This window comes from Micromonospora sp. KC213 (assembly GCF_004348325.1).
GTDB lineage: Bacteria > Actinomycetota > Actinomycetes > Mycobacteriales > Micromonosporaceae > Micromonospora.
Map to the genome: position 1 here is coordinate 1 of NZ_SMKF01000070.1, position 14,243 is coordinate 14,243.

At 71.0% G+C, this 14,243-nt stretch carries 14 protein-coding genes; 9 read left to right on the top strand and 5 right to left on the bottom strand.

All coding sequences use genetic code 11. The features are described from left to right. Nucleotides 1–33: 33 nt before the first annotated feature. The 5 genes from E1166_RS15985 to E1166_RS16005 all read left to right on the top strand — a co-directional run bounded on the left by E1166_RS15985 (nucleotide 34) and on the right by E1166_RS16005 (nucleotide 4,923). The gene (locus tag E1166_RS15985; RefSeq protein WP_132339770.1) at nucleotides 34–1,038 is read left to right on the top strand and encodes an ABC transporter permease; all 1,005 of its coding nucleotides are present in this window, start codon (nucleotides 34–36) and stop codon (nucleotides 1,036–1,038) included. Further along, nucleotides 1,035–1,997 carry an ABC transporter permease gene (locus tag E1166_RS15990; protein WP_132264330.1) on the top strand — a complete coding sequence of 321 codons (963 nt, stop codon included), beginning with the start codon at nucleotides 1,035–1,037 and terminating at the stop codon, nucleotides 1,995–1,997. Before E1166_RS15985 ends, E1166_RS15990 begins: the two co-directional genes overlap by 4 nt. Nucleotides 1,998–2,063: 66 nt before the next feature. Beyond that, nucleotides 2,064–3,179 carry an ABC transporter ATP-binding protein gene (locus E1166_RS15995; RefSeq protein ID WP_132339727.1) on the top strand — a complete coding sequence of 372 codons (1,116 nt, stop codon included), beginning with the start codon at nucleotides 2,064–2,066 and terminating at the stop codon, nucleotides 3,177–3,179. After that, the gene (locus E1166_RS16000) at nucleotides 3,176–4,279 is read left to right on the top strand and encodes an oligopeptide/dipeptide ABC transporter ATP-binding protein (protein ID WP_132339729.1); all 1,104 of its coding nucleotides are present in this window, start codon (nucleotides 3,176–3,178) and stop codon (nucleotides 4,277–4,279) included. The genes E1166_RS15995 and E1166_RS16000 overlap by 4 nt, the downstream gene beginning before the upstream one ends. Before the next feature lie 233 nt (nucleotides 4,280–4,512). After that, nucleotides 4,513–4,923 (top strand): VOC family protein, encoded by a 411-nt coding sequence (locus E1166_RS16005; protein ID WP_132339731.1) that lies wholly within the window; start codon nucleotides 4,513–4,515, stop codon nucleotides 4,921–4,923. Nucleotides 4,924–5,038: 115 nt separating this feature from the next. Here the strand turns inward: E1166_RS16005 and E1166_RS16010 are convergent, their stop codons facing one another. Together E1166_RS16010 and E1166_RS16015 are read right to left on the bottom strand one after the other, a co-directional pair. Then, a complete protein-coding gene (locus E1166_RS16010; RefSeq protein WP_132339733.1) occupies nucleotides 5,039–5,539 on the bottom strand; it encodes a hypothetical protein in 501 nt (166 codons plus the stop codon). After that, nucleotides 5,521–6,153: an HNH endonuclease family protein gene (locus tag E1166_RS16015; protein ID WP_165944351.1), complete on the bottom strand. Its 633-nt coding sequence runs from the start codon at nucleotides 6,151–6,153 to the stop codon at nucleotides 5,521–5,523. Before E1166_RS16015 ends, E1166_RS16010 begins: the two co-directional genes overlap by 19 nt. 135 nt (nucleotides 6,154–6,288) lie before the next feature. On the opposite strand from E1166_RS16015, the gene E1166_RS16020 reads away from it, so the two are divergent. Then, nucleotides 6,289–7,719 carry a DHA2 family efflux MFS transporter permease subunit gene (locus tag E1166_RS16020; protein WP_132339737.1) on the top strand — a complete coding sequence of 477 codons (1,431 nt, stop codon included), beginning with the start codon at nucleotides 6,289–6,291 and terminating at the stop codon, nucleotides 7,717–7,719. Between the two features lie 88 nt (nucleotides 7,720–7,807). Further along, nucleotides 7,808–8,011 (top strand): DUF1737 domain-containing protein, encoded by a 204-nt coding sequence (locus tag E1166_RS16025; RefSeq protein WP_132264313.1) that lies wholly within the window; start codon nucleotides 7,808–7,810, stop codon nucleotides 8,009–8,011. A 123-nt stretch (nucleotides 8,012–8,134) separates the two neighbouring features. On the opposite strand, the gene leuA is transcribed toward E1166_RS16025, so the two are convergent. The 3 genes from leuA to E1166_RS16040 all read right to left on the bottom strand — a co-directional run bounded on the left by leuA (nucleotide 8,135) and on the right by E1166_RS16040 (nucleotide 11,630). Beyond that, nucleotides 8,135–9,886, bottom strand: coding sequence for a 2-isopropylmalate synthase (gene leuA / locus E1166_RS16030; protein ID WP_132339740.1), 1,752 nt, complete (start codon nucleotides 9,884–9,886; stop codon nucleotides 8,135–8,137). A 252-nt stretch (nucleotides 9,887–10,138) separates the two neighbouring features. Beyond that, entirely contained in the window at nucleotides 10,139–10,759 is a 621-nt protein-coding gene (locus tag E1166_RS16035; RefSeq protein WP_132339742.1) for a nitroreductase family protein, read from the bottom strand. Nucleotides 10,760–10,844: 85 nt separating this feature from the next. Then, nucleotides 10,845–11,630, bottom strand: a complete 786-nt coding sequence (locus E1166_RS16040; protein ID WP_132339744.1) for a hypothetical protein — start codon at nucleotides 11,628–11,630, stop codon at nucleotides 10,845–10,847. A gap of 247 nt (nucleotides 11,631–11,877) precedes the next feature. On the opposite strand from E1166_RS16040, the gene E1166_RS16045 reads away from it, so the two are divergent. Both E1166_RS16045 and E1166_RS16050 read left to right on the top strand, forming a co-directional pair. Continuing rightward, nucleotides 11,878–13,143, top strand: coding sequence for an aspartate kinase (locus E1166_RS16045; RefSeq protein WP_132264305.1), 1,266 nt, complete (start codon nucleotides 11,878–11,880; stop codon nucleotides 13,141–13,143). A gap of 5 nt (nucleotides 13,144–13,148) precedes the next feature. After that, nucleotides 13,149–14,207, top strand: a complete 1,059-nt coding sequence (locus E1166_RS16050) for an aspartate-semialdehyde dehydrogenase (protein ID WP_132339746.1) — start codon at nucleotides 13,149–13,151, stop codon at nucleotides 14,205–14,207. The last annotated feature ends 36 nt before the right edge of the window (nucleotides 14,208–14,243 follow it).

The following is a 14,243-nucleotide window of genomic DNA, read 5'->3' on the forward strand; positions in this document are numbered from 1 at the left end:
CCCGTACCCCTCCCCACCCCCTTCGAGGCCGCCGTGTTCCGGTTCATCGTCAGACGCCTGCTTCAGTTGATACCGACGCTGTTCGGGCTCTCCCTCCTGCTGTTCATCTGGCTCCGTCGACTGCCCGGCGGTCCGGAGACCGCGATCCTCGGAGAGCGCGGCACGCCTGAGATGCGCGCCGCGATCCGCCGCAACATGGGCCTCGACGAGCCAGTCATGGTGCAGTACGCGCGGTTCGTGCGGCGGCTGATCCGCCTGGACCTGGGCACCTCGACCGCCACCAAGCGCCCGGTGGTGACCGAGTTCCTGGAGCGCTTCCCCGGCACCGTCGAACTGACGCTCATGGCCCTGGTGCTGGCCATCGGCGTCGGTATCCCGCTGGGCTACCTGGCCGCCCGGCGTCGGGGCCGGTTGCTGGACCACCTCTCGGTCGGCGGCTCGCTGATCGGCATCTGCATCCCGGTCTTCTTCCTGGCGTACGTCTTCAAGGCGATCTTCTCGGAGAACCTCGGCTGGTTCCCCTCCGCCGGCCGGCAGGACCCCACCATCGCCGCCACCCGGGTCACCAACTTCTTCGTCCTCGACGGCCTGCTGACCCGGGAGTGGGACGCTGCGGCCGACGCGCTGTGGCACCTGGTGTTGCCTGGCCTCACGCTGGCCAGCATCCCGCTCGCCATCATCGTGCGGATCACCCGGGCGAGCGTGCTGGAGGTGCTCAACGAGGACTTCGTGCGCACGGCCGAGGCGAAGGGCCTGACCGAGTCCACGGTCCGCCGCCGGCACGTGCTGCGCAACGCCATGCTTCCGGTGGTCACCTCGATCGGCCTGCTGACCGGCGGTCTGCTCTCCGGCGCGGTGCTCACCGAGACCGTCTTCGGGTTCACCGGCATCGGGGCCTTCGTCGCAGACGCGATCAGCCAGCGGGACTACCCGGTGCTGATGGGCTTCATCCTGATCATCGCGGTGGTGTACGTGCTGGTGAACCTCCTGGTCGACCTCTCCTACAGCCTGATCGACCCGAGGGTGAGGGTCCGATGACGATCGCGCCCGGCAAGAAGAAGCAGAAGATCGACCGGCTCGCCGAGCTGGCCGCCCGGGACGACGAGCGGGGTGTGAGCCTCTGGCAGGAGGCGTTCCGCCGGCTGCGTCGCAACCCGGCCGCGATCGTCGGCGCGGCCATCCTGACCGTCTTCGTGATCGTGGCGGTCGTCGGTCCGCTCCTGGTGCCCTTCGGTCCGAGCGACACCATCGGCATCCGGGAAGGGCTGATCCGGCCCGGTGTCATCCCCGGCGCCGACGGCGACCACTGGCTTGGCTACGACCACCAGGGTCGCGACGAGTTCAGCCGGCTGATCGTCGGGGCCCGGCAGACCCTGCTGGTCGGGGTGGTCTCCACGCTGATCGGCCTGGCCGTCGGCGCGTTGATCGGTGGTGTGGCGGGTGCCGCCGCCGGGTTGGGCGGCCGGTGGGGCCGTTGGCTGGACAGCACCCTGATGCGGATCATCGACATGATGCTGGCCATGCCGAGCCTGCTGCTGGCGGTGAGCATCGCCGCCCTGCTCGGGGCGAGCCTGACCACCGTGATGATCGCCGTCGGCGTGGTGTCCGTACCGGTCTTCGCGCGGCTGCTGCGCGGCTCGATGATCTCCCAGTCCAACAGCGACTACGTACTGGCGGCCACCTCGCTGGGCGTCCGGAAGCCGAAGATCGCCCTGACCCACGTGGTGCCGAACTCGCTCGCCCCGGTGATCGTGCAGGCCACCCTCACGCTGGCCACCGCGATCATCGAGGCCGCCGCGCTCTCCTTCCTCGGCCTGGGCAACCCGGACACCGCGATCCCTGAGTGGGGCATGATGCTCGCCGAGGCGCAGCCCTACCTCGACATCCGGCCGGGCCTCGCGGTGTACCCGGCGCTCGCCATCATTGTCACGGCGCTCGGGTTCACCCTGCTCGGTGAGGCGATGCGCGAGGCTCTCGACCCGAAGCTCCGGAAGTAGGTTTCGTATGCGTAAAGCGCGAGGAGTGAGCGTGCGAGCCCCGCAGTCGCGAACGGAGGGCCGGTAATGGCGCTGCTCGAAGTGGACGACCTCTGCGTCACCTTCTCCCGACGCGGTCAGCGGCCGGTACGCGCCGTCGACGGGGTGTCGTTCGCTGTCGACGCGGGCGAGGTGGTGGGCCTGGTCGGTGAATCCGGTTGCGGCAAGAGCGTCACGTCGCTGGCCATCATGGGTCTGCTGCCCAAGCAGCCCGGCCTGCGGGTCGGCGGCAAGGCCGTCTTCGACGGCACCGACCTGCTCCAACTCGACGACCGCTCGCGCCGGGACATCCGCGGCCGGGACGTGGCGATGATCTTCCAGGATCCGCTCTCCTCGTTGAACCCGGTGATCCCGATCGGACTGCAGGTCACCGAGGTGCTCACCCGGCATCGTGGGATGAAGGGCGCGGCGGCCGAGAAGGAGGCCGCGCGACTGCTCGACCGGGTCGGCATCCCGGACCCGAAGCGGCGCCTGAAGGAGTACCCGCACCAGCTCTCCGGCGGTATGCGGCAGCGTGCCCTGATCGCCATGGCGGTGGCCTGCCAGCCCCGGCTGCTGATCGCCGACGAGCCGACCACCGCGCTGGACGTCACCATCCAGGCGCAGATCCTGGAGTTGCTCAAGGAGCTGGTCCGGGACTCCGGCACCGCGCTCGTCATGATCACGCACGACCTGGGTGTGGTGGCGGGGATGTGCGAGACGATCAACGTGCTCTACGCCGGACGGGTGGTGGAGACCGCCCGCCGTCGTCCGCTGTTCCGGCAGCCCCGGCACCCGTACACGGTGGGGTTGCTCGGTTCGGTGCCGCGACTGGACGCGGGCCGCGGGGAGCGGCTGTACCCGATCCCCGGCTCGGTGCGAGACGTGCTGCCCTGGCCGGACGGTTGCGCCTTCGCGCCGCGCTGCTCACGACGGGTCGACGCATGCGTTGGTGAACCGCCGGAGCTGGTGCTCAGCCACGACGACCGCGCCTACCGGTGCGTCAACCCGGCGCCGCTGCCTGGTGTGACGCCGGGCGCGGACGTCCGGGCCACGGTGCCGACGTTGGCCGAACCGGGATCGGTGCCGGCGCAGGCCGTGCCGGACGACCCGCCGACGGTGCCGGGGCTGAACCCCGCCCCGCGCGAGGAGGAGAAGCCGTGACCGACACCGACATCCTCGTCGAGGTCCGCGACCTGAAGGTGCACTTCCCGATCACCAAGGGGGTCATCTTCGACCGTACGGTCGGCCACGTGAAGGCGGTCGACGGCGTCGACCTGCGCATCCCGCGCGGCAAGACGTACGGTCTGGTCGGCGAGTCGGGCTGCGGCAAGTCGACGCTCGGCCGGGCGTTGCTTCAGCTCACCCCACCCACCGCTGGCGAGGTCGTCTTCGACGGCGTCGAGCTGACCACCCTGCCGGCCGGCCGGCTGCGCACCATGCGTCGGCGGATGCAGATGATCTTCCAGGATCCGATGTCGAGCCTCGACCCCCGGCAGAACGTCGAGTCGATCCTCACCGAGGGGTTGCAGACCCACGGCATCGGCGCCGGCCGCGACGACCGGCGGCGGATCATCGGGGAGACCCTGGACGCGGTGGGGTTGCCCCGCTGGGCGCTCTCCCGCTACCCGCACGAGTTCTCCGGAGGGCAGCGGCAGCGTATCGGCATCGCCCGGGCGCTGGTGCTCGGCCCGGAACTGATCGTCGCCGACGAGCCGGTCTCCGCGCTCGACGTGTCGATCCAGGCCCAGGTGGTGAATCTGCTCGACGAACTTCAGGACAACCTCGGCCTCACCTATCTGGTGATCGCGCACGACCTTGCCGTGGTCCGGCACATCTCCGACGTGGTCGGTGTGATGTATCTGGGCGCGCTGGTCGAGGAGGCCCCGAGCGACCGGCTGTACCGCGAGCCGCTGCACCCGTACACCCGGGCGCTGATGTCGGCGGTGCCGGTGCCCGACCCCGACGTGGAGGACCGGCGGGAGCGGATCCTGCTCGCCGGCGACCTGCCCTCACCGGCGAACCCGCCCGCCGGCTGTCGGTTCCACACCCGCTGCCCGTGGGCGCAGCCGACACGCTGCGTGGACGAACGCCCAGCGCTGCGGGAGATCGGTGCCAGCCGGGTCGCCTGCCACTGGGCCGAGCAGATCGCCAGCGGGGAAGTCCGACCGCACAAGGTGGAGGTGCAGGTCACCCGCCCGCTGGACGAGGGCGAAAATCCGCAGGTGGTGTCCGCGCCGACCGAGCCCGGCTCGTACGTGTAGGCGGCTCCCGGGTGGGAGGGGTGCCTCACTCCTTGCCCCGCACGCCTCGGACGACCCATGATGTCGCCATGACGACGGGGACCCGGTCGGAGCCCACGGGTGTGCCGACAAGTTGGGTCGCCTGGTTCGGGGCCGCGTTCGCCTGGCGGGGAGTCGGGACCATCGAGGTGCCTCTCCCACAGCTAGGCCTGTCTCAAACTCCGGCTTATCTGACCTTGTGGCAAGATCGCCGGATGCTGCGACTCACCGATTTCATCATCGACTGCCCGGACCCAATGGAGCTGGCAGCCTTCTACTCTGAGGTGACGGGTCACCCGGTCAAGGGGGGCAGCCACGGCAACTGGGCCGGTATCCGGTTTGGCGAGATCGAGCTGGCCTTCATTCGGGTGGAGGACTACCGCGCCCCGCAGTGGCCCGACAGCGAGCACCCCAAGCAGTTCCATCTCGATTTCGAAGTCGACGACATCGAGGCCGAACAGAGCCGCGTCCTGGCCCTCGGCGCGACCCTGCAGCAGAACTCCATCGGCCCCGACGGCTACGGCTGGCGCGTCTACACCGACCCCGTCGGCCACCCGTTCTGCCTCTGCCACAACAAGGGTGTCATCTGGACCGACCAGGGCCTCATCTGGCCCGAGAGCGAGTAGAGCGTGTATCCGTTCCGACGCGCCGTGTCCCCCACAACGACCGACACGGACTTCGATACGCGCGCTAGCAGCGCCGCGCGGGCGGTGGCGGCGCTTCTCCCGGGCGGGGCCGGGCTCAGCCCTCGGGCCGGTTGAGCAGGGCAACCGCGATCCTGTGCACGGCGTCGATGCCGGCCGGGTCGGCCAGTTCCGTGCTGCCGCCGGTCACCGCGTACCACTCGTCGGCGTCCTTGTACTGCACCGAGAGCTGCACCTGACCGTCGGCGTAGGTCGTCCTCAGGGTCAACTCGCCGGTGATCACGCCGACCTCGTCGGTCATCACCCCGCCCGGACCGGCGACCAGGTCCGCGGTCAACTCCCGGGGTGCCGCGTTGGTGGCGGCAGAGCGCTCTGCTGCCACGGAGGCGTCGGCGCTCATCCCGGCGCCGGGCACGGCGGTGGATTCGGCCGATCGGCCGTTGACGCTCATCCCGGCGGTGGTGGGCCCGGCAGCTGCCGGCTCGCCGCCGGTGGCCGCCGTGTCGCCGCCGCCGGTGGCCGCCGCGGCATCGCTGGCGTGCGGCGTTCGCTCCGGCTCCGGTGTGTCCCCGCCTCCGGTCACGGCTTGCTCGCCCACGTGCATCCCTCCAACATGTCGCTGAGCGCGTCCTTCTCGGCACCGGTGACCGTCAGCCGCCAGTGATGTTTCACGGTGATCCAGTCGGCGGCGTAGGTGCACCAGTACGACCGGTTCGGCGGCTTCCACTGCGACGGGTCCTGGTCACCCTTTGCCCGGTTGGAGCTGGCGGAAACCGCGATGAGCTGCGGGCGGGTCAGGTCGTTGGCGAACTCGCCGCGTTTCGTGTCGTCCCACTCGGCGGCCCCGGAGCGCCAGGCGTTCGCCAACGGCACCATGTGGTCGATGTCCACGCCCGATGGGTCGGTGAAGGTCCGCCCGTCGTAGGCGCTCTCCCAGTGGCCCGCCACCACGTTGCACCCGGAGAGCCGGATGTCCTTGCCGTCGCGTTGCAGGACGGTGTCCCGGACGTCGCAGTTCTTGCCGGTCTTCTGCCAGTGTGGGAAGCGTGCCCGGCTGTAGCCGCGCATCGACCCGGCCTTCGCGACGGTCAACTCCGCCAACTGCTCGCCGGCGTTGCCCGAGCCGCTGGGCGGTGCCTCCGGTTCGTCGATGGTGACCGCACACCCGCCGACGCCGAGGGCGAGCAGCGCGGCGAGCGCCGCCGCTGCCATCGCACGGGCTCCTGATCTGGTACGCACAGACGACACCTTTCCAGCTTGCGGGCTCCCGGCGATCCCGCACAGTACCCGGGCACGGTTTCGGCGTTTCGTGGGATGTCCCACCCGACCCGGGGAAGATTGGTACCCATGACCGCATCCGCCCACGCGCTCCGGTTCTCCACCGGCGCGGGTCGGGGCGCTCTGCTGGCGGCGACCCTCGCCTCCGGAATGGTCTTTCTGGACAGCACCGTGGTCAACGTGGCGCTGCCCCGGCTGGGCGCGGAGCTGGACGCCACCGTCGCGGGTCTGCAGTGGACCGTCAACGGCTACGCGCTGGTCCTCGCCGCGTTCGTGCTGCTCGGTGGGGCGCTCGGCGACCGGCTCGGCCGGCGGCGGGTCTTCCTGGTCGGCGCCGTCTGGTTCGGCGTCGCCTCCGTCGCGTGCGGGCTGGCTCAGGATTCCGGCACCCTGGTCGCCGCCCGCTTCCTGCAAGGGGCCGGCGGGGCGCTGCTCACCCCCGGATCGCTCGCCGTGCTCCAGGCCAGCTTCCACCCCGACGACCGGGGTCGGGCCATCGGCGCGTGGTCCGGGCTGTCCGGGGTGTCCGCCGCACTCGGGCCGTTCCTCGGCGGTTGGTTGATCGACACGCTCTCCTGGCGATGGATCTTCTTCATCAACGTTCCGAACGCGGTGGCCGTGGTGTTCGCCGGACTGCGCTGGGTGCCGGAGAGCCGCGACTCCGACGCCCCGCGTACCGGCGGCGAACGGTTCGACGTGGCGGGGGCGGTGCTCGGCGCGCTGGCGCTGGCCGGTGTCGCGTACGCCCTGATCGAGGCGCCGGTACGCGGTCCGGCCGCGACGCCGGTGCTGGTCGCCGCGCTGGTGGGGCTGCTCGCCGCGGTGGCCTTCGTCCTGCTGGAACGACGCCGGGGCGACGCCGCGATGCTGCCGGTCGGGCTCCTCAGCGGCCGGCTCTTCCCGGTGCTCAACGTCTTCACCGTTCTGGTGTACGCCGCGCTCGGCGGGTTCACCTTCTTCCTCGCCGTCCACCTGCAGAACGCGGTGGGTTGGTCGGCGTTGCGGGCCGGGCTGGCCAGCATGCCGGTGACCGTCCTGCTGCTGGTCGGCTCGGCGCGGGCCGGCGCGCTCGCGGCGAGGATCGGGCCCCGGCTGCCGTTGACCGTCGGTCCGGTGGTCGCCGCGGCCGGCCTGCTGTTGCTGCGCCGGGTCGGGGCGGGCGCGTCGTACGGGGCGGACGTGCTACCGGGGGTGCTCCTGTTCGGCGCAGGGCTCACCCTGGTCGTCGCGCCGCTGACCGCGTCGGTGCTGGCCGCCGTGCCCGACCGGTTCGTCGGGGTGGCCAGCGGCGTCAACAACGCCGCGTCCCGGGTCGGTGGCCTGCTCGCGGTGGCCGCGCTGCCGCTGCTGGTCAGCCTCTCCGGCACCGGGTACGCGCAGCCGGCCGAGCTGACCGCCGCGTACCGGCAAGCACTGGCCTGGTGCGCCGGGTTGCTGCTGGCCGGGGCGGTGTTGGCCGCCCTGCTGGTCCGCCGCCCGTCCGGCCAGTCTCAGTCGTAAGTCGCGCCATGGTGCGCTCCTCAGTGGCCGGGAACACCACAACCAACCGCAACCGGCGATCGCCTGCGGCGGTTGCTACGTTCGGCGAATGAGCGATCATGACGATCGGTTGAGGTACCGACTGTTCACCGGGCCGGACGACGCCGAGTTCTGCCGCCGGGTCAGCGAGGCGCTGGCTCAGGGCTACCGGCTGCACGGCTCACCGGCGATCACCTTCGACGGGCAGCGAGTGGTCGTCGCCCAGGCTGTGGTCCTCGACGACGCCGGTGACGCCCGGGTCATCCCGATCTGACCCCGCGCTGGCCCCACACGGTCACCAAGGCGTACGACCCGGGCTGGCCGGGTGCGACCAGCCGCGGGCGCCCGACCGGCGGAAGACGGGGTGGCCGGGCCGCCCGGCCCGGCCACCTCCGGCTCAGCTCCGGGCGCGGTTGACCGCGCTGGTCACCGCCTTGATCGAGGCGGTGACGATGTTGGCGTCCATGCCGACGCCCCAGACGGTACGACCGTCCACGTCGCACTCCACGTACGCGGCGGCCTGCGCGTCACCGCCGGAGGAGAGCGCGTGCTCGTGGTAGTCGAGCACGCGTACCGCCACGCCCACCGACTGCAGCGCGTTGACGTACGCGTCGATTGGGCCGTTGCCGACGGCGGTGAGCGACCGCTGCTCGCCGCCGACCCCGACCTGGGCCTCGATCTCGACCTTGCCGTCGACGGTGCCGATCGTGTAGTCGACCAGCGCGACGGCCGGTTCCGCCTGGTGCTCGACCAGGTAGTTGCGGGCGAAGATACCCCACATCGCGGCCGGCTCGACCTCGCCGCCGGAGTGGTCGGTGACCTGCTGGACCACCCCGGAGAACTCGATCTGGAGCCGGCGCGGCAGATCGAGCTGGTGCTCGGTCTTCATGATGTACGCGACGCCGCCCTTACCGGACTGCGAGTTGACCCGGATCACCGCCTCGTAGCTGCGGCCCAGATCCTTCGGGTCGATCGGCAGGTACGGCACCGCCCAGGTGAACTCGTCCACCGGCACCCCGGCCGTCACGGCGTCGGCCGCCAGGGCGTCGAAGCCCTTCTTGATGGCGTCCTGGTGGGAGCCGGAGAAGGCGGTGTAGACCAGGTCGCCGGCGTACGGGTGCCGCTCGTGCACCGGCAGTTGGTTGCAGTACTCGACGGCGCGCTTGATCTCGTCGATGTTCGAGAAGTCGATCATCGGGTCGATGCCCTGGGAGAAGAGGTTCAAGCCCAGGGTCACCAGGTCGACGTTGCCGGTGCGCTCACCGTTGCCGAACAGGCAGCCCTCGATCCGGTCCGCGCCGGCCAGCAGGCCCAGTTCGGCGGCGGCCACCCCGGTGCCCCGGTCGTTGTGCGGGTGCAGGCTCAGCACCAGGCTGTCCCGGCGGGGCAGGTGCCGGTGCATCCACTCGATCGAGTCGGCGTACACGTTCGGCGTGGCCATCTCGACCGTGGCCGGCAGGTTGACGATCAGCTTGCGGTCGGGGGTGGGGTCGACCACCTCGATGACCTTGGCGCAGACCTCCAGCGCGTACTCCAGCTCGGTGCCGGTGTACGACTCCGGCGAGTACTCGTAGTAGATGTCGGTGTCCGGGGTGTGGATCTCGGCGTACTTCCGGCAGAGCCGCGCGCCGGTGGTGGCGATGTCGGTGATGCCGTCACGGTCCAGCCCGAACACCACCCGGCGCTGCAATGTCGAGGTGGAGTTGTAGAAGTGCACGATGGCCCGGCGGGCACCGCGCAGCGACTCGAAGGTCCGGTCGATCAGGTGCTCCCGGCACTGGGTGAGCACCTGGATGGTGACGTCCTCGGGAATCAGATCCTGCTCGATCAACTGCCGGACGAAGTCGAAGTCGGTCTGGCTGGCCGACGGGAAACCGACCTCGATCTCCTTGTAGCCCATCTGCACCAGCAGCTGGAACATCCGCCGCTTGCGCTCGGGGGACATCGGGTCGATCAGCGCCTGGTTGCCGTCGCGCAGGTCCACGGCGCACCAGCGAGGCGCGGCCTCGACGTGCCGGCTGGGCCAGGCGCGGTCCGGCAGGTCGATCCGGAACTGCTGCTGGTATGGCTGGTAACGGCGGAACGGCATCTGGCTGGGGGTCTGCCGGGCGATCGGATCGTTCGTGGCGTCGGCGGTGGGTTGTGCCATGGCGGAGTACTCCCGTGGGTCATGTCGGGCGTCAGCGATCGGAAGATGTCGGCGCAATGCCGGGCGACGTGTTCTGCTGGACGGCGCGGTTCGACTCCGCGACGAGGTGCCGGCCGGTCAGGCCTCGTCGCGGCGACCAAGGATGAGGTACGCCTGCCACATGACAGAGTCACCCTACGTGGTGAGGGAGGAAGTGGGAAGGTAGGTCCGCAGTATGGGACCGGAGTCACCCGACAACCGGGGTGTCCAGGGTCAACGCAGCAGCAGGGCGTGCGCCGGGTGGCGGCGGCGCAGACCCGTCTCGCGGCGACGTAGCTCCTCGGGCAGGCGGAACGGGTCACCGAGGCGCCCGACGGCGGTCACGCTGAGTGGGCGTACCTCTGCGGGCAGGTCCAGGTCGGCGCGGAGTGCGACCCGGTCGAAGTCGGTGAGCTGGTGCGCGTGCAGGCCGAGCGCGGTGGCCTGGACGACCAGGTGGGCCATCGCCTGCCCCAGGTCGTAGGCGGCCCGTTCCGGGTCGCCCTGGGGGCGTGTGGCGCGTTGCGGGCCGCCCTGGGGGCGTGTGGCGCGTTCCGGGTGACCGTGAGAAACGGGAGGTCGCTGTGAATGTGCGGCAATGTGCGCGCCGAGCACGAGGGCGGCGGCGTCCCGGGCCCACCGTTGGTCGTCGGTGGGCAGACTGACCAGGATCCGCTTCCAGGTCTCGTCGTGCCGGTGGCCGAGGGCGAACCGCCACGGCTGGGTGTTGCCCGCCGAGGGCGCCCAGCGGGCGGCCTCCAGCAGGGACGCCGCCTCGTCGCCGGTCAGCTCGGCGTCCGGGTCGAAGGCGCGAGGACTCCAGCGGAACGCCAGCAGCGGGGTGATGTCGACCATGCGAAAAGCATCCCGTATGGGCGTTTTCAATGGTGTGGCCGGGCTGTACAAATGTGGTCAAAGGCACCCGTAACCGCTTCATTGGTCAGGACGTTCGCCCGCCTGGGCTCTCCGTCGTGGTGGGCGCGTCGCGGCCCAGTGGCTCGGCGTCCACCACCGCCCCGGGCAGGGCGACGGTGGCCGGTGCCGGACCCGCCGGGCCCGCCAGGGTGAGCGTCCCGAGCGCCGCCCGTACGTGGGTCGGTGTCCCGTCCGCCGCGAAGCAGTAGACGCCCACGTCCAGCGGCGGGTTCAGCGAGGCGGAGGTGCTCTCCACCGTGAAACAGCGCCCGGCCACCCCCTCGGGCGGGGACGCGGGAGAGATCACCAACGGGCTGCGCCGGTCGGTGAGCACCGCCAGCCAGTCGGTGAACGGGTGTTGCACCCGCGGGTCCAATCGGTCCGGCACGACGGCGTCGGGTCCGCCGAGTCGTACGCAGGTCGCCGCCTCGGGGCGGCCCGCCGACGGTAGACCGCACTGGAAGAGGCCGTCGGGGTTGGCCGCGATCGCCACGTCCGCCGTACCGCCCAGCGCGCCGCCGGACACGTCGACCCGCCAACTGCCGTCCTCGGCGCTGACCACCGTCACGTCCCGTACCGAGCCGTCGCTGCCGACGTGGCTGTACCGGGCGGTGAAGTGGCGGTCCCGGGCAGCCGCCGCGAGCGCCGCCAGTTCGTCCCAGGCCGCGTCGACGCCGGCAGGTGCCGGGTCGGGGGGTGTGCTCGGGGTCACCCCGCCCGGCGGATCGGCGGTGCAGGCCACCAGGAGCGCCGGAACGAGGACGGACAGGGCACCGGTCATTCGGCGCGGGGCGCGCGGATGGGCATGCACGGGGTCATTCTGCGCCGGGTCCGCCCGGGGCGAGGACCCGCGTCGCCCGGCTGGCACCGGCGTGTCGCCGCCGCCCGGACGAGGACACCAGCGCAGCTCCGACCCGCGCGGACCGCCGGATGGTGGGATCACCTGACCCGTCCTCGCGTCTCGCCGGATACCCTGATGAGGTCTGACGCGCCGCCGGAGAAAGCAGCCCGGCGGCGTCGGCACGCTCAGGGTCATCGCTGGGAGGGAGCGCACCGTCGTGGCACTCGTGGTGCAGAAGTACGGCGGGTCCTCCGTCGCCAACGCCGAGCGCATCAAGCGGGTCGCCGAGCGGATCGTCGCCGCCCGCAAGGCGGGTGACGACGTGGTCGTGGTGGTGTCCGCGATGGGGGACACCACCGATGAGCTGCTCGACCTGGCCAACCAGGTCAGCCCGCTGCCGCCGGGCCGTGAGCTGGACATGCTGCTCACCGCCGGGGAGCGGATCTCCATGGCGCTGCTGGCCATGGCCATCCACAACCTGGGGTACGAAGCCCGCTCGTTCACCGGCTCGCAGGCCGGCGTGATCACCACGTCGGTACACGGCAAGGCGCGGATCATCGACGTCACCCCGGGGCGGCTCAAGGGTGCGCTCGACGAGGGCGCGGTGGTCATCGTCGCCGGCTTCCAGGGCGTCTCACAGGACACCAAGGACGTGACGACGCTCGGCCGCGGCGGATCGGACACCACCGCCGTGGCGCTCGCCGCCGCGCTGAACGCGGACGTCTGTGAGATCTACACCGACGTGGACGGCATCTTCACCGCCGACCCGCGAATCGTGCCGAACGCCCGGCACATCTCCGACATCACCTACGAGGAGATGCTGGAGTTGGCCGCCTGCGGCGCGAAGGTGCTGCACCTGCGCAGCGTGGAGTACGCCCGTCGGGCGGGGTTGCCGATCCACGTCCGTTCGTCATACTCGACCAACACCGGCACCATGGTCACCGGATCGATGGAGGACCTTCCCGTGGAACAGGCGCTGATCACCGGGGTCGCCCACGACCGCAGCGAAGCGAAGATCACAATCGTCGGGGTGCCCGACGAGCCGGGCGCGGCCGCGAAGATCTTCGACACCGTCGCCGGCGCCGAGATCAACATCGACATGATCGTGCAGAACGTCTCCACCGAAGGGACGGGCCGCACCGACATCTCGTTCACGCTGCCCAAGACCGACGGTCCCACCGCCATGGCGGCCCTCAGCAAGATCCAGGATTCGGTCAAGTTCAAGGGCCTGCTCTACGACGACCACGTCGGCAAGGTGTCGCTCATCGGTGCCGGGATGCGTTCGCACCCGGGCGTCGCGGCTGGTTTCTTCGCGGCGCTGGGGGCGGCCGGGGTCAACATCGAGATGATCTCGACCTCGGAGATCCGCGTCTCGGTGGTCTGCCGGGACACCGACCTCGACAAGGCCGTACGGGCCATCCACGACGCGTTCGAGCTGGGCGGCGACTCCGAGGCCGTGGTCTACGCGGGGACGGGACGGTAGCGCCGGTGGCGGCGCAGCCCACCCTGGCCGTGGTCGGGGCGACCGGTGCTGTCGGCACCGTGCTGTGTGACCTGCTCTCCTCCCGGCGCAACGTCTGGGGCGAGATCCGGCTGCTCGCCTCGGAGCGCTCGGTCGGGCGGAAGGTGCGCTGCCGGGGTGAGGAACTGGCCGTCGGGGCGCTGACGCCGGAGGCGTTCGACGGTGTCGACGTAGCCATGTTCGACGTGCCGGACGAGGTCTCCGCCGAGTGGGCGCCGGTCGCCGTGAGCCGCGGCGCGGTGGTGGTGGACAACTCCGGGGCGTTCCGCATGGACCGGGACGTCCCGCTGGTGGTGCCCGAGATCAACCCCGAGCAGGTACGCAACCGGCCCAGGGGGATCATCGCCAACGCCAACTGCACCACCCTCGCCATGATCGTGGCGGTCGCCCCACTGCACCGCGAGTACGGGCTACGCGAGCTGGTCCTCGCCTCGTACCAGGCGGCGTCGGGGGCGGGCCAGTCGGGCGTGGACACGCTGCACCTGCAACTCGGCAAGATCGCCGGGGATCGGGTGCTCGGCTCGCGACCCGGCGACGTGCGGCAGGCGGTCGGGGACGACCTCGATCCCTTCCCCGCACCGCTGGCGCTCAACGTGGTGCCCTGGGCCGGATCGCTCGCCGACGGCGGCTGGTCCTCCGAGGAGATGAAGATCCGCAACGAGTCCCGCAAGATCCTCGGCCTGCCCGACCTCAAGGTCTCCGCGACCTGCGTACGGGTGCCGGTGGTGACCGGCCACTCGGTGGCGGTGCACGCCGTCTTCGCCAGCGAGGTGGATGCGGAGGGTGCCCGCGAGGCGCTGCGCAACGCGCCCGGGGTGATCCTGGTCGACGACCCGGCGGCCGGGGAGTTCCCGATGCCGATCGACGCGGTGGGCACCGACCCGTCCTGGGTCGGCCGGATCCGCCGCGCCCTCGACGATCCGCGCGCCCTCGACCTCTTCGTGACCGGCGACAACCTCCGCAAGGGCGCCGCGCTCAACACCGCCCAGATCGGCGAACTCCTCGTCCGCGAATTCGCCCGCTGATTTGATTGACTCCGCCTGCGGCAAAGCGGGGTATCT

Bases quoted from the DNA above. Each gene is read 5' to 3' on its own strand.
- E1166_RS15995 (WP_132339727.1), top strand. From the start codon at position 2,064: ATGGCGCTGCTCGAAGTGGACGACCTCTGCGTCACCTTCTCCCGACGC.
- E1166_RS16020 (WP_132339737.1), top strand. From the start codon at position 6,289: ATGACCGCATCCGCCCACGCGCTCCGGTTCTCCACCGGCGCGGGTCGG.
- E1166_RS16025 (WP_132264313.1), top strand. From the start codon at position 7,808: ATGAGCGATCATGACGATCGGTTGAGGTACCGACTGTTCACCGGGCCG.
- E1166_RS16005 (WP_132339731.1), top strand. From the start codon at position 4,513: ATGCTGCGACTCACCGATTTCATCATCGACTGCCCGGACCCAATGGAG.
- E1166_RS15990 (WP_132264330.1), top strand. From the start codon at position 1,035: ATGACGATCGCGCCCGGCAAGAAGAAGCAGAAGATCGACCGGCTCGCC.
- E1166_RS16015 (WP_165944351.1), bottom strand. From the start codon at position 6,153: ATGGCAGCGGCGGCGCTCGCCGCGCTGCTCGCCCTCGGCGTCGGCGGG.
- leuA (WP_132339740.1), bottom strand. From the start codon at position 9,886: ATGGCACAACCCACCGCCGACGCCACGAACGATCCGATCGCCCGGCAG.
- E1166_RS16035 (WP_132339742.1), bottom strand. From the start codon at position 10,759: ATGGTCGACATCACCCCGCTGCTGGCGTTCCGCTGGAGTCCTCGCGCC.